Origin of the sequence: Photobacterium sp. GSS17, from assembly GCF_028621875.1 — a bacterium.
Lineage (GTDB): Bacteria > Pseudomonadota > Gammaproteobacteria > Enterobacterales > Vibrionaceae > Photobacterium > Photobacterium ganghwense.
This window is the reverse complement of record NZ_CP117517.1, coordinates 321,308-343,654: the sequence shown is the minus strand read 5'-3', so window position 1 is coordinate 343,654 and position 22,347 is coordinate 321,308. Positions and strand designations below refer to the sequence as shown.

Sequence of the window (22,347 nt, the reverse complement as noted above, 5' to 3'; positions counted from 1 at the left end):
ATGAAAAAATGGATTCTGATTTTCGCTTGCTGGCTGCCGATGTTCAGCCAGGCTACTGAACTACTGACGTTAGATTGGATTGACCTGGTTCCGGAAAAAGAACGGACGCAGTTTAACCAACAGCAGATGCCGGTCATGAGTCACGATGGTGATGCTGCACCTCAGTCTGTGCTGGGGTCGGTTCGAGAGGAGTTAAACGGTAGCCAAGTGAAAATTCCCGGCTTTGTCATTCCACTCGAAGGGAATGAAAACACCCTGACAGAGTTTTTGCTGGTCCCCTACTTCGGAGCATGTATCCATGTTCCACCCCCGCCACCGAACCAGATTATTTATGTCAAGTTTCCCCAAGGAGCCCCGGTCCAGGAGCTATGGGACGTCGTTTATTTGATCGGGACCCTGAAAACCCAATCCATCAACCATGAACTGGCACAAGTCGGTTATATGTTGGAAGGCACACGTATCGAAGCCTACGACGATATGTAAAGCTGCCTCTGCCTGTCACTAACCGGGGTATCCGGTTAGTGATATTTCCTCACCCAGATCCGCTTTTCCCACCTATCCCATTGCCACCCGGTTTCCTGACTGGTTACACTAGAATCTTAATGAGAATGGAGCCTGATAATAATGGAGCCTGGTGGAATGAGCGAACAACATGACAGTACGGTATTAACGGCCACGACAGAGAAAGAAGAACCGTCATCGTCAAAACATGGTACTCAGAAAGTCATTGCAAAAATTGCTGGCCAGCACGGCATTGATTACCTCATCCATCCGCAAGAGCCGCATTCTCTCCAAGAGCGCTTTGACAAAAGACAGCAAAAAGAACATTTGCTGGAGCAGGAAAACCTGGAAAGAATAACCAAACAAGCTTTCGACAGCGGCCATAGTGAAAAATCAGGAGAGCCCGATCTAGATTGGCTCTCTCACTTTTTTTCCATCGCCAAGCGTATCCGTAATCCTTCCATGCAACGGCTATGGAGCCGGATCCTCAAACAAGAGTGCTTATTACCGGGCTCTATTTCGATTAAAACACTCGATACCCTCAGAGCCATGACCCACAAAGAAGCCCAGATTTTTCTTCGGGCATGTACTCTGACCTGCTATTTTGGCGGAGACAAAAGCAAAAAAATCCTGACGTCCCTTATTATCAGGCACAAACTTTTACCTTCATTACTGGCACCAACCACCAAGAAGCTGACCCTAGGACATTTCCAGCTTCCTTACTCCGATATATTGATCCTGATGGAGCTCGGGTTAGTTCTGAAAACAGAGTTAGAGTCAGGCGAATTCGCTCCTCAAACACCACTAACATTCAGCTATCAGACGCATCATTACCGCCTGACCCCACAACAAAAAGGGTGTAGTTTCACCTATTACCGCCTAACGCCTACCGGACAGGAATTGGCCGAACTCCTTGGCAGCAAAACTCATGAACCTTTCAGGGAAAGCCTGATGGAAATGATGCACTCCCATTTCCTTATCGAGTCAGATCATTAACCCCATTTTTTAATGGCTACACAATTTTCAATAACTACAAACAGATAGGCCAACCGCATCTCTGAAGTTCAGGCACTGTTAGTTAGTCAATACCTCAACATCCTCTGCTATATCCTTACGGCATCATTAAAACAATAAAAAGTCGCTTAATGAAGGCTTGCTCTTCATCTGACAGATATTTAAGTGATCGGTATATTTAAACATTCAATACATCCCTAACGACTGACTTTACAAGTCAGAGAGGGGAAAGAGGATAAGCCAAGATCACAGACTAAGTGACTGTCAGTCACACGTTGAAAAGCCGTCAACGTAACAAACAAGCAGTCATTGTTAGTGAAGCAGCAGAGCAGCCGGAATTGCACACAGCGAGGCTCATTCAATGAATGATTCAACAAGGATGAACACGCTACCCCAAACGTCAAAAAGCTTCGCTATCACTGACAAAGTTTCGTGATAAGTGGAACTTTTGAATTCGTTGTGAAATGGCTACCGTCGATAGCCCTTTGACCTTAGGGCCGACCTTAGGGCGAACCGATAAATTCCAAATGCAAGAAAGCCCAAATCTTTCAATTCAGGCTTCGCATAAGTGGTGGAACGGCCGGGCTGTCGATCCTGCGGGGCTCATTCGACCGAATGGCGAACAACATTATCTTTAAACGTAAAAAAGCCCAAGCATTTCTGCTTGGGCTTAGTATAAGTGGCGGAGCGGACGGGACTCGAACCCGCGACCCCCGGCGTGACAGGCCGGTATTCTAACCAACTGAACTACCGCTCCACTCAGGATTAACGTTTGTTCAGAACGTTAACCTAAATTGGGTGCCTGGCGATGTCCTACTCTCACATGGGGAGGCCCCACACTACCATCGGCGCTGCTGCGTTTCACGTCTGAGTTCGGCATGGGATCAGGTGGGTCCACAGCGCTATGGTCGCCAGGCAAATTCTTTGATTCACCGCCCGCAGGCCGTAAATCACAATCTTGGAAAAAACTGACTAAAGTTCAAGCACACCATTCAAGTGCTCGTGGAGTCCGTAAAACCCCTTGGGTGTTGTATGGTTAAGCCGCACGGGCAATTAGTACAGGTTAGCTCAACGCCTCACAGCGCTTACACACCCTGCCTATCAACGTTCTAGTCTCGAACAACCCTTCAGAGAGCTTAAAGCTCTGGGGATGACTCATCTTGAGGCTCGCTTCCCGCTTAGATGCTTTCAGCGGTTATCGATTCCGAACTTAGCTACCGGGCAATGCGTCTGGCGACACAACCCGAACACCAGAGGTTCGTCCACTCCGGTCCTCTCGTACTAGGAGCAGCCCCTCTCAATCATCCAACGCCCACGGCAGATAGGGACCGAACTGTCTCACGACGTTCTAAACCCAGCTCGCGTACCACTTTAAATGGCGAACAGCCATACCCTTGGGACCGACTTCAGCCCCAGGATGTGATGAGCCGACATCGAGGTGCCAAACACCGCCGTCGATATGAACTCTTGGGCGGTATCAGCCTGTTATCCCCGGAGTACCTTTTATCCGTTGAGCGATGGCCCTTCCATTCAGAACCACCGGATCACTATGACCTGCTTTCGCACCTGCTCGAACCGTCATTCTCGCAGTCAAGCGGGCTTATGCCATTGCACTAACCTCACGATGTCCGACCGTGATTAGCCCACCTTCGTGCTCCTCCGTTACGCTTTGGGAGGAGACCGCCCCAGTCAAACTACCCACCAGGCACTGTCCGCACCCCCGATAAGGGGGCGACGTTAGAACATCAACACTACAAGGGTGGTATTTCAAGGACGGCTCCACAGATACTGGCGTACCTGCTTCGAAGCCTCCCACCTATCCTACACATGTAGGGTCAATGTTCAGTGCCAAGCTGTAGTAAAGGTTCACGGGGTCTTTCCGTCTAGCCGCGGGTACGCAGCATCTTCACTGCGATTTCAATTTCACTGAGTCTCGGGTGGAGACAGCGTGGCCATCATTACGCCATTCGTGCAGGTCGGAACTTACCCGACAAGGAATTTCGCTACCTTAGGACCGTTATAGTTACGGCCGCCGTTTACCGGGGCTTCGATCAAGAGCTTCTCCCTAAGGATAACCCCATCAATTAACCTTCCGGCACCGGGCAGGCGTCACACCGTATACGTCATCTTTCGATTTTGCACAGTGCTGTGTTTTTAATAAACAGTTGCAGCCACCTGGTATCTGCGACTGCCAGCAGCTCCAAGAGCAAGTCTCTTCACCGCCGGCAGCGTACCTTCTCCCGAAGTTACGGTACCATTTTGCCTAGTTCCTTCACCCGAGTTCTCTCAAGCGCCTTGGTATTCTCTACCCGACCACCTGTGTCGGTTTGGGGTACGATTTCTTGCTATCTGAAGCTTAGAGGCTTTTCCCGGAAGCATGGCATCAATGACTTCAGCACCGTAGTGCCTCGACATCGGGTCTCAGCCTTGAGATGGTCCGGATTTGCCTAAACCATCAGCCTACACCCTTGAACCTGGACAACCGTCGCCAGGCCCACCTAGCCTTCTCCGTCCCCCCATCGCAATAGCAAGAAGTACGGGAATATTAACCCGTTTCCCATCGACTACGCCTTTCGGCCTCGCCTTAGGGGTCGACTCACCCTGCCCCGATTAACGTTGGACAGGAACCCTTGGTCTTCCGGCGAGGAGGTTTTTCACCCCCTTTATCGTTACTCATGTCAGCATTCGCACTTCTGATACCTCCAGCGCCCCTTACAGGACACCTTCAGCGGCTTACAGAACGCTCCCCTACCCAATACGCTAATGCGCATTGCCGCAGCTTCGGTGTATCGCTTAGCCCCGTTAAATCTTCCGCGCAGGCCGACTCGACCAGTGAGCTATTACGCTTTCTTTAAATGATGGCTGCTTCTAAGCCAACATCCTGGCTGTCTGAGCCTTCCCACATCGTTTCCCACTTAGCGATAACTTTGGGACCTTAGCTGGCGGTCTGGGTTGTTTCCCTCTCCACGACGGACGTTAGCACCCGCCGTGTGTCTCCCGGATAGTACTTACTGGTATTCGGAGTTTGCAAAGGGTTGGTAAGTCGGGATGACCCCCTAGCCTTAACAGTGCTCTACCCCCAGTAGTATTCGTCCGAGGCGCTACCTAAATAGCTTTCGGGGAGAACCAGCTATCTCCGAGTTTGATTGGCCTTTCACCCCTAGCCACAAGTCATCCGCTAATTTTTCAACATTAGTCGGTTCGGTCCTCCAGTGCGTGTTACCGCACCTTCAACCTGCCCATGGCTAGATCACTCGGTTTCGGGTCTAATCCCAGCAACTGCACGCCCAGTTAAGACTCGGTTTCCCTACGGCTCCCCTATACGGTTAACCTTGCTACTGAAATTAAGTCGCTGACCCATTATACAAAAGGTACGCAGTCACAGGACAAAGCCTGCTCCTACTGCTTGTACGTACACGGTTTCAGGTTCTATTTCACTCCCCTCACAGGGGTTCTTTTCGCCTTTCCCTCACGGTACTGGTTCACTATCGGTCAGTCAGGAGTATTTAGCCTTGGAGGATGGTCCCCCCATCTTCAGACAAGATAACACGTGTCCCGTCCTACTCGTTTTCACGCCAAATGTGTTGTCGGCTACGGGGCTGTCACCCTGTATCGCTGAGCTTTCCAGCTCATTCGCCTGACACCTAAAGCGCTTAAGGGCTAATCCGGTTTCGCTCGCCGCTACTGCCGGAATCTCGGTTGATTTCTCTTCCTCGGGGTACTTAGATGTTTCAGTTCCCCCGGTTCGCCTCATCAAGCTATGTATTCACTTGATGATAACTGCTTATGCAGCTGGGTTTCCCCATTCGGAAATCGTAGACTCAAGTGGCTCTTACTGCCTTATCTACGCTTATCGCAAGTTAGTACGTCCTTCATCGCCTCTGACTGCCCAGGCATCCACCGTGTACGCTTAGTCACTTAACCATACAACCCCAAGAGGTTTCGTATGTTCAAACAACCAAGGTTTTTCCATCTGAGTTAAGATGGTTAGTTTGTTTTGCCGGACTCTTCTTACACAAGACACTTGAATGTGTATTGCTTGAGAACTCGTTTCTCTTTCGAGAAACAATAATTTCGATTCGTATGAATCGAATTACTAGTCAGCTTTCCAGATTGTTAAAGAGCATGTGTTTGCCTTGCGGCAGCCACTGTCTAAAGACTTTCAGCGTCACGAAACTGACCCAACAACATTACTGCTATTGAATCTGCGGCTCCGTGCAGAAAAGTATTTAGAGAGTGGTGGGCGATACCGGGCTCGAACCAGTGACCCCCTCCTTGTAAGGGAGGTGCTCTCCCAACTGAGCTAATCGCCCTCCGATGTTTTACATCTTCCGAGGAGAAGATGGTGGGTCGTGCAGGATTCGAACCTGCGACCAATTGATTAAAAGTCAACTGCTCTACCAACTGAGCTAACGACCCGTGGCGTCCCATAGGGGAGTCGAACCCCTGTTACCGCCGTGAAAGGGCGGTGTCCTAGGCCTCTAGACGAATGGGACCTTTTGTTCCGGGTTTGGGTACCCGAACACATGTTCTCTACATTTCGACCAAGCAATCTGTGTGGACACTACGCAAAGCGCAGTCTTTAGGTAAGGAGGTGATCCAGCCCCAGGTTCCCCTAGGGCTACCTTGTTACGACTTCACCCCAGTCATGAACCACACCGTGGTAAACGCCCTCCCGAAGGTTAAGCTATCTACTTCTGGTGCAGCCCACTCCCATGGTGTGACGGGCGGTGTGTACAAGGCCCGGGAACGTATTCACCGTGGCATTCTGATCCACGATTACTAGCGATTCCGACTTCATGGAGTCGAGTTGCAGACTCCAATCCGGACTACGACATACTTTGTGGGATTCGCTCCACCTCGCGGTCTTGCTGCCCTCTGTATATGCCATTGTAGCACGTGTGTAGCCCTACTCGTAAGGGCCATGATGACTTGACGTCGTCCCCACCTTCCTCCGGTTTATCACCGGCAGTCTCCCTGGAGTTCCCACCCGAAGTGCTGGCAAACAAGGATAAGGGTTGCGCTCGTTGCGGGACTTAACCCAACATTTCACAACACGAGCTGACGACAGCCATGCAGCACCTGTCTCAGAGTTCCCGAAGGCACCAAAGCATCTCTGCTAAGTTCTCTGGATGTCAAGAGTAGGTAAGGTTCTTCGCGTTGCATCGAATTAAACCACATGCTCCACCGCTTGTGCGGGCCCCCGTCAATTCATTTGAGTTTTAATCTTGCGACCGTACTCCCCAGGCGGTCTACTTAACGCGTTAGCTCCGAAAGCCAGTGTTCAAGACACCAACCTCCAAGTAGACATCGTTTACGGCGTGGACTACCAGGGTATCTAATCCTGTTTGCTCCCCACGCTTTCGCATCTGAGCGTCAGTCTTTGTCCAGGGGGCCGCCTTCGCCACCGGTATTCCTTCAGATCTCTACGCATTTCACCGCTACACCTGAAATTCTACCCCCCTCTACAAGACTCTAGCCTGCCAGTTCCAAATGCGATTCCGAGGTTGAGCCCCGGGCTTTCACATCTGGCTTAACAAGCCGCCTGCATGCGCTTTACGCCCAGTAATTCCGATTAACGCTCGCACCCTCCGTATTACCGCGGCTGCTGGCACGGAGTTAGCCGGTGCTTCTTCTGCAGCTAACGTCAAACAATACCGCTATTAACGATACCGCCTTCCTCACTGCTGAAAGTGCTTTACAACCCGAAGGCCTTCTTCACACACGCGGCATGGCTGCATCAGGGTTTCCCCCATTGTGCAATATTCCCCACTGCTGCCTCCCGTAGGAGTCTGGACCGTGTCTCAGTTCCAGTGTGGCTGATCATCCTCTCAGACCAGCTAGGGATCGTCGCCTAGGTGAGCCGTTACCCCACCTACTAGCTAATCCCACCTGGGCCAATCTTAGCGCGAGAGGCCCGAAGGTCCCCCTCTTTGCTCCGTAGAGATTATGCGGTATTAGCCATCGTTTCCAATGGTTATCCCCCACACTAAGGCATGTTCCCAGGCATTACTCACCCGTCCGCCGCTCGCCGCCCAACAAATCCCCCGAAGGGTCAATGTTGTCGCTGCCGCTCGACTTGCATGTGTTAGGCCTGCCGCCAGCGTTCAATCTGAGCCATGATCAAACTCTTCAATTAAAGTTTTGGCTCGATGAATACTGAATTAAATTGACTGTGCCAAAATAACCGAAGTCATTTTGAATTGGTCACTCAGTTCATCGATAAATCTTTTTGACTATCAGTTCACGAGTGCCCACACAGATTGCATGGTCAAATTGTTAAAGAACGTTGACTTTCAATGCGTTAGCGCGGAGCGCTTCAGCAAGTCAGGAGGCGTATAATACGCTTCCCAGCGTTTAAGTCAAGGTAAAATTCTCTACTTTTTCAGTCAGTAAAAAACCTTAGCGTGACTCCGCTCACTGATTCACCAGTTGGAGCGAAAGAAAAGCCCGTTGTGACCCAACGGGCTTTCTGGAATCGGTGCCTGGCGATGTCCTACTCTCACATGGGGAGGCCCCACACTACCATCGGCGCTGCTGCGTTTCACGTCTGAGTTCGGCATGGGATCAGGTGGGTCCACAGCGCTATGGTCGCCAGGCAAATTCTTTGATTCACCGCCCGCAGGCCGTAAATCACAATCTTGGAAAAACTGACTAAAGTTCAAGCACACCATTCAAGTGCTCGTGGAGTCCGTAAAACCCCTTGGGTGTTGTATGGTTAAGCCGCACGGGCAATTAGTACAGGTTAGCTCAACGCCTCACAGCGCTTACACACCCTGCCTATCAACGTTCTAGTCTCGAACAACCCTTCAGAGAGCTTAAAGCTCTGGGGATGACTCATCTTGAGGCTCGCTTCCCGCTTAGATGCTTTCAGCGGTTATCGATTCCGAACTTAGCTACCGGGCAATGCGTCTGGCGACACAACCCGAACACCAGAGGTTCGTCCACTCCGGTCCTCTCGTACTAGGAGCAGCCCCTCTCAATCATCCAACGCCCACGGCAGATAGGGACCGAACTGTCTCACGACGTTCTAAACCCAGCTCGCGTACCACTTTAAATGGCGAACAGCCATACCCTTGGGACCGACTTCAGCCCCAGGATGTGATGAGCCGACATCGAGGTGCCAAACACCGCCGTCGATATGAACTCTTGGGCGGTATCAGCCTGTTATCCCCGGAGTACCTTTTATCCGTTGAGCGATGGCCCTTCCATTCAGAACCACCGGATCACTATGACCTGCTTTCGCACCTGCTCGAACCGTCATTCTCGCAGTCAAGCGGGCTTATGCCATTGCACTAACCTCACGATGTCCGACCGTGATTAGCCCACCTTCGTGCTCCTCCGTTACGCTTTGGGAGGAGACCGCCCCAGTCAAACTACCCACCAGGCACTGTCCGCACCCCCGATAAGGGGGCGACGTTAGAACATCAACACTACAAGGGTGGTATTTCAAGGACGGCTCCACAGATACTGGCGTACCTGCTTCGAAGCCTCCCACCTATCCTACACATGTAGGGTCAATGTTCAGTGCCAAGCTGTAGTAAAGGTTCACGGGGTCTTTCCGTCTAGCCGCGGGTACGCAGCATCTTCACTGCGATTTCAATTTCACTGAGTCTCGGGTGGAGACAGCGTGGCCATCATTACGCCATTCGTGCAGGTCGGAACTTACCCGACAAGGAATTTCGCTACCTTAGGACCGTTATAGTTACGGCCGCCGTTTACCGGGGCTTCGATCAAGAGCTTCTCCCTAAGGATAACCCCATCAATTAACCTTCCGGCACCGGGCAGGCGTCACACCGTATACGTCATCTTTCGATTTTGCACAGTGCTGTGTTTTTAATAAACAGTTGCAGCCACCTGGTATCTGCGACTGCCAGCAGCTCCAAGAGCAAGTCTCTTCACCGCCGGCAGCGTACCTTCTCCCGAAGTTACGGTACCATTTTGCCTAGTTCCTTCACCCGAGTTCTCTCAAGCGCCTTGGTATTCTCTACCCGACCACCTGTGTCGGTTTGGGGTACGATTTCTTGCTATCTGAAGCTTAGAGGCTTTTCCCGGAAGCATGGCATCAATGACTTCAGCACCGTAGTGCCTCGACATCGGGTCTCAGCCTTGAGATGGTCCGGATTTGCCTAAACCATCAGCCTACACCCTTGAACCTGGACAACCGTCGCCAGGCCCACCTAGCCTTCTCCGTCCCCCCATCGCAATAGCAAGAAGTACGGGAATATTAACCCGTTTCCCATCGACTACGCCTTTCGGCCTCGCCTTAGGGGTCGACTCACCCTGCCCCGATTAACGTTGGACAGGAACCCTTGGTCTTCCGGCGAGGAGGTTTTTCACCCCCTTTATCGTTACTCATGTCAGCATTCGCACTTCTGATACCTCCAGCGCCCCTTACAGGACACCTTCAGCGGCTTACAGAACGCTCCCCTACCCAATACGCTAATGCGCATTGCCGCAGCTTCGGTGTATCGCTTAGCCCCGTTAAATCTTCCGCGCAGGCCGACTCGACCAGTGAGCTATTACGCTTTCTTTAAATGATGGCTGCTTCTAAGCCAACATCCTGGCTGTCTGAGCCTTCCCACATCGTTTCCCACTTAGCGATAACTTTGGGACCTTAGCTGGCGGTCTGGGTTGTTTCCCTCTCCACGACGGACGTTAGCACCCGCCGTGTGTCTCCCGGATAGTACTTACTGGTATTCGGAGTTTGCAAAGGGTTGGTAAGTCGGGATGACCCCCTAGCCTTAACAGTGCTCTACCCCCAGTAGTATTCGTCCGAGGCGCTACCTAAATAGCTTTCGGGGAGAACCAGCTATCTCCGAGTTTGATTGGCCTTTCACCCCTAGCCACAAGTCATCCGCTAATTTTTCAACATTAGTCGGTTCGGTCCTCCAGTGCGTGTTACCGCACCTTCAACCTGCCCATGGCTAGATCACTCGGTTTCGGGTCTAATCCCAGCAACTGCACGCCCAGTTAAGACTCGGTTTCCCTACGGCTCCCCTATACGGTTAACCTTGCTACTGAAATTAAGTCGCTGACCCATTATACAAAAGGTACGCAGTCACAGGACAAAGCCTGCTCCTACTGCTTGTACGTACACGGTTTCAGGTTCTATTTCACTCCCCTCACAGGGGTTCTTTTCGCCTTTCCCTCACGGTACTGGTTCACTATCGGTCAGTCAGGAGTATTTAGCCTTGGAGGATGGTCCCCCCATCTTCAGACAAGATAACACGTGTCCCGTCCTACTCGTTTTCACGCCAAATGTGTTGTCGGCTACGGGGCTGTCACCCTGTATCGCTGAGCTTTCCAGCTCATTCGCCTGACACCTAAAGCGCTTAAGGGCTAATCCGGTTTCGCTCGCCGCTACTGCCGGAATCTCGGTTGATTTCTCTTCCTCGGGGTACTTAGATGTTTCAGTTCCCCCGGTTCGCCTCATCAAGCTATGTATTCACTTGATGATAACTGCTTATGCAGCTGGGTTTCCCCATTCGGAAATCGTAGACTCAAGTGGCTCTTACTGCCTCATCTACGCTTATCGCAAGTTAGTACGTCCTTCATCGCCTCTGACTGCCCAGGCATCCACCGTGTACGCTTAGTCACTTAACCATACAACCCCAAGAGGTTTCGTATGTTCAAACAACCAAGGTTTTTCCATCTGAGTTAAGATGGTTAGTTTGTTTTGCCGGACTCTTCTTACACAAGACACTTGAATGTGTATTGCTTGAGAACTCGTTCCACCTTTCGGTGAAACAATAATTTCGATTCGTATGAATCGAATTACTAGTCAGCTTTCCAGATTGTTAAAGAGCATGTGTCGTTATCTCCAACGAGATAACACCACTGTTTAAAGATTCTCAGGGAAAACCCTTAAAGAGTGGTGGAGCTAAGCAGGATCGAACTGCTGACCTCCTGCGTGCAAGGCAGGCGCTCTCCCAGCTGAGCTATAGCCCCAACGTTTCCGATGCCTCACCAGCTTCCTTTGGGCAGGAAGTGGTGGGTCTGAGTGGACTTGAACCACCGACCTCACCCTTATCAGGGGTGCGCTCTAACCACCTGAGCTACAGACCCAGCATCGTTTCGCTCTTCACATTTTAACCAAGCAATCTGTGTGGACACTACGCAAAGCGCAGTCTTTAGGTAAGGAGGTGATCCAGCCCCAGGTTCCCCTAGGGCTACCTTGTTACGACTTCACCCCAGTCATGAACCACACCGTGGTAAACGCCCTCCCGAAGGTTAAGCTATCTACTTCTGGTGCAGCCCACTCCCATGGTGTGACGGGCGGTGTGTACAAGGCCCGGGAACGTATTCACCGTGGCATTCTGATCCACGATTACTAGCGATTCCGACTTCATGGAGTCGAGTTGCAGACTCCAATCCGGACTACGACATACTTTGTGGGATTCGCTCCACCTCGCGGTCTTGCTGCCCTCTGTATATGCCATTGTAGCACGTGTGTAGCCCTACTCGTAAGGGCCATGATGACTTGACGTCGTCCCCACCTTCCTCCGGTTTATCACCGGCAGTCTCCCTGGAGTTCCCACCCGAAGTGCTGGCAAACAAGGATAAGGGTTGCGCTCGTTGCGGGACTTAACCCAACATTTCACAACACGAGCTGACGACAGCCATGCAGCACCTGTCTCAGAGTTCCCGAAGGCACCAAAGCATCTCTGCTAAGTTCTCTGGATGTCAAGAGTAGGTAAGGTTCTTCGCGTTGCATCGAATTAAACCACATGCTCCACCGCTTGTGCGGGCCCCCGTCAATTCATTTGAGTTTTAATCTTGCGACCGTACTCCCCAGGCGGTCTACTTAACGCGTTAGCTCCGAAAGCCAGTGTTCAAGACACCAACCTCCAAGTAGACATCGTTTACGGCGTGGACTACCAGGGTATCTAATCCTGTTTGCTCCCCACGCTTTCGCATCTGAGCGTCAGTCTTTGTCCAGGGGGCCGCCTTCGCCACCGGTATTCCTTCAGATCTCTACGCATTTCACCGCTACACCTGAAATTCTACCCCCCTCTACAAGACTCTAGCCTGCCAGTTCCAAATGCGATTCCGAGGTTGAGCCCCGGGCTTTCACATCTGGCTTAACAAGCCGCCTGCATGCGCTTTACGCCCAGTAATTCCGATTAACGCTCGCACCCTCCGTATTACCGCGGCTGCTGGCACGGAGTTAGCCGGTGCTTCTTCTGCAGCTAACGTCAAACAATACCGCTATTAACGATACCGCCTTCCTCACTGCTGAAAGTGCTTTACAACCCGAAGGCCTTCTTCACACACGCGGCATGGCTGCATCAGGGTTTCCCCCATTGTGCAATATTCCCCACTGCTGCCTCCCGTAGGAGTCTGGACCGTGTCTCAGTTCCAGTGTGGCTGATCATCCTCTCAGACCAGCTAGGGATCGTCGCCTAGGTGAGCCGTTACCCCACCTACTAGCTAATCCCACCTGGGCCAATCTTAGCGCGAGAGGCCCGAAGGTCCCCCTCTTTGCTCCGTAGAGATTATGCGGTATTAGCCATCGTTTCCAATGGTTATCCCCCACACTAAGGCATGTTCCCAGGCATTACTCACCCGTCCGCCGCTCGCCGCCCAACAAATCCCCCGAAGGGTCAATGTTGTCGCTGCCGCTCGACTTGCATGTGTTAGGCCTGCCGCCAGCGTTCAATCTGAGCCATGATCAAACTCTTCAATTAAAGTTTTGGCTCGATGAATACTGAATTAAATTGACTGTGCCAAAATAACCGAAGCTATTTTGAATTGGTCACTCAGTTCATCGATAAATCTTTTTGACTATCAGTTCACGAGTGCCCACACAGATTGCATGGTCAAATTGTTAAAGAACGTTGACTTTCAATGCGTTAGCGCGGAGCGCTTCAGCAAGTCAGGAGGCGTATAATACGCTTCCCAGCGTTTAAGTCAAGGTAAAATTCTCTACTTTTTCAGTCAGTAAAAAACCTTAGCGTGACTCCGCTCACTGATTCACCAGTTGGAGCGAAAGAAAAGCCCGTTGTGACCCAACGGGCTTTCTGGAATCGGTGCCTGGCGATGTCCTACTCTCACATGGGGAGGCCCCACACTACCATCGGCGCTGCTGCGTTTCACGTCTGAGTTCGGCATGGGATCAGGTGGGTCCACAGCGCTATGGTCGCCAGGCAAATTCTTTGATTCACCGCCCGCAGGCCGTAAATCACAATCTTGGAAAAACTGACTAAAGTTCAAGCACATCATTCAAGTGCTCATGGAGTCCGTAAAACCCCTTGGGTGTTGTATGGTTAAGCCGCACGGGCAATTAGTACAGGTTAGCTCAACGCCTCACAGCGCTTACACACCCTGCCTATCAACGTTCTAGTCTCGAACAACCCTTCAGAGAGCTTAAAGCTCTGGGGATGACTCATCTTGAGGCTCGCTTCCCGCTTAGATGCTTTCAGCGGTTATCGATTCCGAACTTAGCTACCGGGCAATGCGTCTGGCGACACAACCCGAACACCAGAGGTTCGTCCACTCCGGTCCTCTCGTACTAGGAGCAGCCCCTCTCAATCATCCAACGCCCACGGCAGATAGGGACCGAACTGTCTCACGACGTTCTAAACCCAGCTCGCGTACCACTTTAAATGGCGAACAGCCATACCCTTGGGACCGACTTCAGCCCCAGGATGTGATGAGCCGACATCGAGGTGCCAAACACCGCCGTCGATATGAACTCTTGGGCGGTATCAGCCTGTTATCCCCGGAGTACCTTTTATCCGTTGAGCGATGGCCCTTCCATTCAGAACCACCGGATCACTATGACCTGCTTTCGCACCTGCTCGAACCGTCATTCTCGCAGTCAAGCGGGCTTATGCCATTGCACTAACCTCACGATGTCCGACCGTGATTAGCCCACCTTCGTGCTCCTCCGTTACGCTTTGGGAGGAGACCGCCCCAGTCAAACTACCCACCAGGCACTGTCCGCACCCCCGATAAGGGGGCGACGTTAGAACATCAACACTACAAGGGTGGTATTTCAAGGACGGCTCCACAGATACTGGCGTACCTGCTTCGAAGCCTCCCACCTATCCTACACATGTAGGGTCAATGTTCAGTGCCAAGCTGTAGTAAAGGTTCACGGGGTCTTTCCGTCTAGCCGCGGGTACGCAGCATCTTCACTGCGATTTCAATTTCACTGAGTCTCGGGTGGAGACAGCGTGGCCATCATTACGCCATTCGTGCAGGTCGGAACTTACCCGACAAGGAATTTCGCTACCTTAGGACCGTTATAGTTACGGCCGCCGTTTACCGGGGCTTCGATCAAGAGCTTCTCCCTAAGGATAACCCCATCAATTAACCTTCCGGCACCGGGCAGGCGTCACACCGTATACGTCATCTTTCGATTTTGCACAGTGCTGTGTTTTTAATAAACAGTTGCAGCCACCTGGTATCTGCGACTGCCAGCAGCTCCAAGAGCAAGTCTCTTCACCGCCGGCAGCGTACCTTCTCCCGAAGTTACGGTACCATTTTGCCTAGTTCCTTCACCCGAGTTCTCTCAAGCGCCTTGGTATTCTCTACCCGACCACCTGTGTCGGTTTGGGGTACGATTTCTTGCTATCTGAAGCTTAGAGGCTTTTCCCGGAAGCATGGCATCAATGACTTCAGCACCGTGGTGCCTCGACATCGGGTCTCAGCCTTGAGATGGTCCGGATTTGCCTAAACCATCAGCCTACACCCTTGAACCTGGACAACCGTCGCCAGGCCCACCTAGCCTTCTCCGTCCCCCCATCGCAATAGCAAGAAGTACGGGAATATTAACCCGTTTCCCATCGACTACGCCTTTCGGCCTCGCCTTAGGGGTCGACTCACCCTGCCCCGATTAACGTTGGACAGGAACCCTTGGTCTTCCGGCGAGGAGGTTTTTCACCCCCTTTATCGTTACTCATGTCAGCATTCGCACTTCTGATACCTCCAGCGCCCCTTACAGGACACCTTCAGCGGCTTACAGAACGCTCCCCTACCCAATACGCTAATGCGCATTGCCGCAGCTTCGGTGTATCGCTTAGCCCCGTTAAATCTTCCGCGCAGGCCGACTCGACCAGTGAGCTATTACGCTTTCTTTAAATGATGGCTGCTTCTAAGCCAACATCCTGGCTGTCTGAGCCTTCCCACATCGTTTCCCACTTAGCGATAACTTTGGGACCTTAGCTGGCGGTCTGGGTTGTTTCCCTCTCCACGACGGACGTTAGCACCCGCCGTGTGTCTCCCGGATAGTACTTACTGGTATTCGGAGTTTGCAAAGGGTTGGTAAGTCGGGATGACCCCCTAGCCTTAACAGTGCTCTACCCCCAGTAGTATTCGTCCGAGGCGCTACCTAAATAGCTTTCGGGGAGAACCAGCTATCTCCGAGTTTGATTGGCCTTTCACCCCTAGCCACAAGTCATCCGCTAATTTTTCAACATTAGTCGGTTCGGTCCTCCAGTGCGTGTTACCGCACCTTCAACCTGCCCATGGCTAGATCACTCGGTTTCGGGTCTAATCCCAGCAACTGCACGCCCAGTTAAGACTCGGTTTCCCTACGGCTCCCCTATACGGTTAACCTTGCTACTGAAATTAAGTCGCTGACCCATTATACAAAAGGTACGCAGTCACAGGACAAAGCCTGCTCCTACTGCTTGTACGTACACGGTTTCAGGTTCTATTTCACTCCCCTCACAGGGGTTCTTTTCGCCTTTCCCTCACGGTACTGGTTCACTATCGGTCAGTCAGGAGTATTTAGCCTTGGAGGATGGTCCCCCCATCTTCAGACAAGATAACACGTGTCCCGTCCTACTCGTTTTCACTGATAAGGTGTTGTCGGTTACGGGGCTGTCACCCTGTATCGCTGAGCTTTCCAGCTCATTCACCTGACACCAAACCAACTTAAGGGCTAATCCGGTTTCGCTCGCCGCTACTGCCGGAATCTCGGTTGATTTCTCTTCCTCGGGGTACTTAGATGTTTCAGTTCCCCCGGTTCGCCTCATCAAGCTATGTATTCACTTGATGATAACTGCTTATGCAGCTGGGTTTCCCCATTCGGAAATCGTAGACTCAAGTGGCTCTTACTGCCTTATCTACGCTTATCGCAAGTTAGTACGTCCTTCATCGCCTCTGACTGCCCAGGCATCCACCGTGTACGCTTAGTCACTTAACCATACAACCCCAAGAGGTTTCGTATGGCAAACAACCAAGGTTTTTCCATCTGAGTTAAGATGGTTAGTTTGTTTTGCCGGACTCTTCTTACACAAGACACTTGAATGTGTATTGCTTGAGAACTCGTTCCACCTTTCGGTGAAACAATAATTTCGATTCGTCTGAATCGAATTACTAGTCAGCTTTCCAGATTGTTAAAGAGCATGTGTTTGCCTTGCGGCAGCCACTTTCTAATCACACTCACAAGTGCAGTTAGAAAGTGGCGTCCCATAGGGGAGTCGAACCCCTGTTACCGCCGTGAAAGGGCGGTGTCCTAGGCCTCTAGACGAATGGGACACATCTGTCTTTTACATTTCGACCAAGCAATCTGTGTGGACACTACGCAAAGCGCAGTCTTTAGGTAAGGAGGTGATCCAGCCCCAGGTTCCCCTAGGGCTACCTTGTTACGACTTCACCCCAGTCATGAACCACACCGTGGTAAACGCCCTCCCGAAGGTTAAGCTATCTACTTCTGGTGCAGCCCACTCCCATGGTGTGACGGGCGGTGTGTACAAGGCCCGGGAACGTATTCACCGTGGCATTCTGATCCACGATTACTAGCGATTCCGACTTCATGGAGTCGAGTTGCAGACTCCAATCCGGACTACGACATACTTTGTGGGATTCGCTCCACCTCGCGGTCTTGCTGCCCTCTGTATATGCCATTGTAGCACGTGTGTAGCCCTACTCGTAAGGGCCATGATGACTTGACGTCGTCCCCACCTTCCTCCGGTTTATCACCGGCAGTCTCCCTGGAGTTCCCACCCGAAGTGCTGGCAAACAAGGATAAGGGTTGCGCTCGTTGCGGGACTTAACCCAACATTTCACAACACGAGCTGACGACAGCCATGCAGCACCTGTCTCAGAGTTCCCGAAGGCACCAAAGCATCTCTGCTAAGTTCTCTGGATGTCAAGAGTAGGTAAGGTTCTTCGCGTTGCATCGAATTAAACCACATGCTCCACCGCTTGTGCGGGCCCCCGTCAATTCATTTGAGTTTTAATCTTGCGACCGTACTCCCCAGGCGGTCTACTTAACGCGTTAGCTCCGAAAGCCAGTGTTCAAGACACCAACCTCCAAGTAGACATCGTTTACGGCGTGGACTACCAGGGTATCTAATCCTGTTTGCTCCCCACGCTTTCGCATCTGAGCGTCAGTCTTTGTCCAGGGGGCCGCCTTCGCCACCGGTATTCCTTCAGATCTCTACGCATTTCACCGCTACACCTGAAATTCTACCCCCCTCTACAAGACTCTAGCCTGCCAGTTCCAAATGCGATTCCGAGGTTGAGCCCCGGGCTTTCACATCTGGCTTAACAAGCCGCCTGCATGCGCTTTACGCCCAGTAATTCCGATTAACGCTCGCACCCTCCGTATTACCGCGGCTGCTGGCACGGAGTTAGCCGGTGCTTCTTCTGCAGCTAACGTCAAACAATACCGCTATTAACGATACCGCCTTCCTCACTGCTGAAAGTGCTTTACAACCCGAAGGCCTTCTTCACACACGCGGCATGGCTGCATCAGGGTTTCCCCCATTGTGCAATATTCCCCACTGCTGCCTCCCGTAGGAGTCTGGACCGTGTCTCAGTTCCAGTGTGGCTGATCATCCTCTCAGACCAGCTAGGGATCGTCGCCTAGGTGAGCCGTTACCCCACCTACTAGCTAATCCCACCTGGGCCAATCTTAGCGCGAGAGGCCCGAAGGTCCCCCTCTTTGCTCCGTAGAGATTATGCGGTATTAGCCATCGTTTCCAATGGTTATCCCCCACACTAAGGCATGTTCCCAGGCATTACTCACCCGTCCGCCGCTCGCCGCCCAACAAATCCCCCGAAGGGTCAATGTTGTCGCTGCCGCTCGACTTGCATGTGTTAGGCCTGCCGCCAGCGTTCAATCTGAGCCATGATCAAACTCTTCAATTAAAGTTTTGGCTCGATGAATACTGAATTAAATTGACTGTGCCAAAATAACCGAAGCTATTTTGAATTGGTCACTCAGTTCATCGATAAATCTTTTTGACTATCAGTTCACGAGTGCCCACACAGATTGCATGGTCAAATTGTTAAAGAACGTTGACTTTCAATGCGTTAGCGCGGAGCGCTTCAGCAAGTCAGGAGGCGTATAATACGCTTCCCAGCGTTTAAGTCAAGGTAAAATTCTCTACTTTTTCAGTCAGTAAAAAACCTTAGCGTGACTCCGCTCACTGATTCACCAGTTGGAGCGAAAGAAAAGCCCGTTGTGACCCAACGGGCTTTCTGGAATAGGTGCCTGGCGATGTCCTACTCTCACATGGGGAGGCCCCACACTACCATCGGCGCTGCTGCGTTTCACGTCTGAGTTCGGCATGGGATCAGGTGGGTCCACAGCGCTATGGTCGCCAGGCAAATTCTTTGATTCACCGCCCGCAGGCCGCAAATCACAATCTTGGAAAAAACTGACTAAAGTTCAAGCACACCATTCAAGTGCTCATGGAGTCCGTAAAACCCCTTGGGTGTTGTATGGTTAAGCCGCACGGGCAATTAGTACAGGTTAGCTCAACGCCTCACAGCGCTTACACACCCTGCCTATCAACGTTCTAGTCTCGAACAACCCTTCAGAGAGCTTAAAGCTCTGGGGATGACTCATCTTGAGGCTCGCTTCCCGCTTAGATGCTTTCAGCGGTTATCGATTCCGAACTTAGCTACCGGGCAATGCGTCTGGCGACACAACCCGAACACCAGAGGTTCGTCCACTCCGGTCCTCTCGTACTAGGAGCAGCCCCTCTCAATCATCCAACGCCCACGGCAGATAGGGACCGAACTGTCTCACGACGTTCTAAACCCAGCTCGCGTACCACTTTAAATGGCGAACAGCCATACCCTTGGGACCGACTTCAGCCCCAGGATGTGATGAGCCGACATCGAGGTGCCAAACACCGCCGTCGATATGAACTCTTGGGCGGTATCAGCCTGTTATCCCCGGAGTACCTTTTATCCGTTGAGCGATGGCCCTTCCATTCAGAACCACCGGATCACTATGACCTGCTTTCGCACCTGCTCGAACCGTCATTCTCGCAGTCAAGCGGGCTTATGCCATTGCACTAACCTCACGATGTCCGACCGTGATTAGCCCACCTTCGTGCTCCTCCGTTACGCTTTGGGAGGAGACCGCCCCAGTCAAACTACCCACCAGGCACTGTCCGCACCCCCGATAAGGGGGCGACGTTAGAACATCAACACTACAAGGGTGGTATTTCAAGGACGGCTCCACAGATACTGGCGTACCTGCTTCGAAGCCTCCCACCTATCCTACACATGTAGGGTCAATGTTCAGTGCCAAGCTGTAGTAAAGGTTCACGGGGTCTTTCCGTCTAGCCGCGGGTACGCAGCATCTTCACTGCGATTTCAATTTCACTGAGTCTCGGGTGGAGACAGCGTGGCCATCATTACGCCATTCGTGCAGGTCGGAACTTACCCGACAAGGAATTTCGCTACCTTAGGACCGTTATAGTTACGGCCGCCGTTTACCGGGGCTTCGATCAAGAGCTTCTCCCTAAGGATAACCCCATCAATTAACCTTCCGGCACCGGGCAGGCGTCACACCGTATACGTCATCTTTCGATTTTGCACAGTGCTGTGTTTTTAATAAACAGTTGCAGCCACCTGGTATCTGCGACTGCCAGCAGCTCCAAGAGCAAGTCTCTTCACCGCCGGCAGCGTACCTTCTCCCGAAGTTACGGTACCATTTTGCCTAGTTCCTTCACCCGAGTTCTCTCAAGCGCCTTGGTATTCTCTACCCGACCACCTGTGTCGGTTTGGGGTACGATTTCTTGCTATCTGAAGCTTAGAGGCTTTTCCCGGAAGCATGGCATCAATGACTTCAGCACCGTGGTGCCTCGACATCGGGTCTCAGCCTTGAGATGGTCCGGATTTGCCTAAACCATCAGCCTACACCCTTGAACCTGGACAACCGTCGCCAGGCCCACCTAGCCTTCTCCGTCCCCCCATCGCAATAGCAAGAAGTACGGGAATATTAACCCGTTTCCCATCGACTACGCCTTTCGGCCTCGCCTTAGGGGTCGACTCACCCTGCCCCGATTAACGTTGGACAGGAACCCTTGGTCTTCCGGCGAGGAGGTTTTTCACCCCCTTTATCGTTACTCATGTCAGCATTCGCACTTCTGATACCTCCAGCGCCCCTTACAGGACACCTTCAGCGGCTTACAGAACGCTCCCCTACCCAATACGCTAATGCGCATTGCCGCAGCTTCGGTGTATCGCTTAGCCCCGTTAAATCTTCCGCGCAGGCCGACTCGACCAGTGAGCTATTACGCTTTCTTTAAATGATGGCTGCTTCTAAGCCAACATCCTGGCTGTCTGAGCCTTCCCACATCGTTTCCCACTTAGCGATAACTTTGGGACCTTAGCTGGCGGTCTGGGTTGTTTCCCTCTCCACGACGGACGTTAGCACCCGCCGTGTGTCTCCCGGATAGTACTTACTGGTATTCGGAGTTTGCAAAGGGTTGGTAAGTCGGGATGACCCCCTAGCCTTAACAGTGCTCTACCCCCAGTAGTATTCGTCCGAGGCGCTACCTAAATAGCTTTCGGGGAGAACCAGCTATCTCCGAGTTTGATTGGCCTTTCACCCCTAGCCACAAGTCATCCGCTAATTTTTCAACATTAGTCGGTTCGGTCCTCCAGTGCGTGTTACCGCACCTTCAACCTGCCCATGGCTAGATCACTCGGTTTCGGGTCTAATCCCAGCAACTGCACGCCCAGTTAAGACTCGGTTTCCCTACGGCTCCCCTATACGGTTAACCTTGCTACTGAAATTAAGTCGCTGACCCATTATACAAAAGGTACGCAGTCACAGGACAAAGCCTGCTCCTACTGCTTGTACGTACACGGTTTCAGGTTCTATTTCACTCCCCTCACAGGGGTTCTTTTCGCCTTTCCCTCACGGTACTGGTTCACTATCGGTCAGTCAGGAGTATTTAGCCTTGGAGGATGGTCCCCCCATCTTCAGACAAGATAACACGTGTCCCGTCCTACTCGTTTTCACGCCAAATGTGTTGTCGGCTACGGGGCTGTCACCCTGTATCGCTGAGCTTTCCAGCTCATTCGCCTGACACCTAAAGCGCTTAAGGGCTAATCCGGTTTCGCTCGCCGCTACTGCCGGAATCTCGGTTGATTTCTCTTCCTCGGGGTACTTAGATGTTTCAGTTCCCCCGGTTCGCCTCATCAAGCTATGTATTCACTTGATGATAACTGCTTATGCAGCTGGGTTTCCCCATTCGGAAATCGTAGACTCAAGTGGCTCTTACTGCCTTATCTACGCTTATCGCAAGTTAGTACGTCCTTCATCGCCTCTGACTGCCCAGGCATCCACCGTGTACGCTTAGTCACTTAACCATACAACCCCAAGAGGTTTCGTATGTTCAAACAACCAAGGTTTTTCCATCTGAGTTAAGATGGTTAGTTTGTTTTGCCGGACTCTTCTTACACAAGACACTTGAATGTGTATTGCTTGAGAACTCGTTTCTCTTTCGAGAAACAATAATTTCGATTCGTATGAATCGAATTACTAGTCAGCTTTCCAGATTGTTAAAGAGCATGTGTTTGCCTTGCGGCAGCCACTGTCTAAAGACTTTCAGCGTCACGAAACTG

2 protein-coding genes, 7 tRNA genes and 11 rRNA genes are annotated in these 22,347 nt (G+C 51.8%); 2 read left to right on the top strand and 18 right to left on the bottom strand.

All coding sequences use genetic code 11. The features are described 5' to 3' along the window. Complete coding sequence (locus PGW97_RS01665) at positions 1–483, top strand: DUF3299 domain-containing protein (RefSeq protein ID WP_217394284.1); 483 nt, start codon at positions 1–3, stop codon at positions 481–483. A gap of 156 nt (positions 484–639) precedes the next feature. Next, entirely contained in the window at positions 640–1,497 is an 858-nt protein-coding gene (locus PGW97_RS01660; protein WP_273858332.1) for a TIGR03899 family protein, read from the top strand. A 698-nt stretch (positions 1,498–2,195) separates the two neighbouring features. Here PGW97_RS01660 and PGW97_RS01655 read toward each other — a convergent pair. The 18 genes from PGW97_RS01655 to PGW97_RS01570 form a co-directional block, all read right to left on the bottom strand. After that, positions 2,196–2,272: transfer RNA gene (locus PGW97_RS01655), tRNA-Asp, on the bottom strand. Positions 2,273–2,315: 43 nt separating this feature from the next. Continuing rightward, positions 2,316–2,431, bottom strand: a 5S ribosomal RNA gene (rrf, locus tag PGW97_RS01650). A 116-nt stretch (positions 2,432–2,547) separates the two neighbouring features. Beyond that, positions 2,548–5,439: ribosomal RNA gene (locus tag PGW97_RS01645) — 23S ribosomal RNA — on the bottom strand. 313 nt (positions 5,440–5,752) lie between these two features. After that, positions 5,753–5,828: transfer RNA gene (locus PGW97_RS01640), tRNA-Val, on the bottom strand. Positions 5,829–5,858: 30 nt separating this feature from the next. After that, a tRNA-Lys gene (locus PGW97_RS01635) sits at positions 5,859–5,934 on the bottom strand. 1 nt (position 5,935) lies between these two features. Next, positions 5,936–6,011, bottom strand: a tRNA-Glu gene (locus PGW97_RS01630). A gap of 91 nt (positions 6,012–6,102) precedes the next feature. Further along, positions 6,103–7,654 (bottom strand): 16S ribosomal RNA (locus PGW97_RS01625). A 344-nt stretch (positions 7,655–7,998) separates the two neighbouring features. Beyond that, positions 7,999–8,114, bottom strand: a 5S ribosomal RNA gene (rrf, locus tag PGW97_RS01620). Positions 8,115–8,229: 115 nt separating this feature from the next. Further along, positions 8,230–11,121: ribosomal RNA gene (locus tag PGW97_RS01615) — 23S ribosomal RNA — on the bottom strand. 269 nt (positions 11,122–11,390) lie between these two features. Next, positions 11,391–11,466, bottom strand: a tRNA-Ala gene (locus PGW97_RS01610). A 40-nt stretch (positions 11,467–11,506) separates the two neighbouring features. Then, positions 11,507–11,583 (bottom strand) — tRNA-Ile (locus PGW97_RS01605). 70 nt (positions 11,584–11,653) lie between these two features. Next, positions 11,654–13,205: ribosomal RNA gene (locus PGW97_RS01600) — 16S ribosomal RNA — on the bottom strand. 344 nt (positions 13,206–13,549) lie between these two features. Next, a 5S ribosomal RNA gene (rrf, locus tag PGW97_RS01595) occupies positions 13,550–13,665 on the bottom strand. Positions 13,666–13,780: 115 nt separating this feature from the next. Next, positions 13,781–16,672: ribosomal RNA gene (locus PGW97_RS01590) — 23S ribosomal RNA — on the bottom strand. A 259-nt stretch (positions 16,673–16,931) separates the two neighbouring features. Further along, a tRNA-Glu gene (locus PGW97_RS01585) sits at positions 16,932–17,007 on the bottom strand. A gap of 65 nt (positions 17,008–17,072) precedes the next feature. After that, positions 17,073–18,624 (bottom strand): 16S ribosomal RNA (locus PGW97_RS01580). Between the two features lie 344 nt (positions 18,625–18,968). Beyond that, positions 18,969–19,084 (bottom strand): 5S ribosomal RNA (gene rrf / locus PGW97_RS01575). Positions 19,085–19,200: 116 nt separating this feature from the next. Beyond that, positions 19,201–22,092, bottom strand: a 23S ribosomal RNA gene (locus PGW97_RS01570). The 16S, 23S and 5S rRNA genes sit together here with 7 tRNA genes alongside, the layout of an rRNA operon. Between the last annotated feature and the right edge of the window lie 255 nt (positions 22,093–22,347).

What these genes read in the sequence shown, in the direction of transcription:
- PGW97_RS01665 (WP_217394284.1), top strand. Translation starts at nt 1, where the DNA reads ATGAAAAAATGGATTCTGATTTTCGCTTGCTGGCTGCCGATGTTCAGC.
- PGW97_RS01660 (WP_273858332.1), top strand. Translation starts at nt 640, where the DNA reads ATGAGCGAACAACATGACAGTACGGTATTAACGGCCACGACAGAGAAA.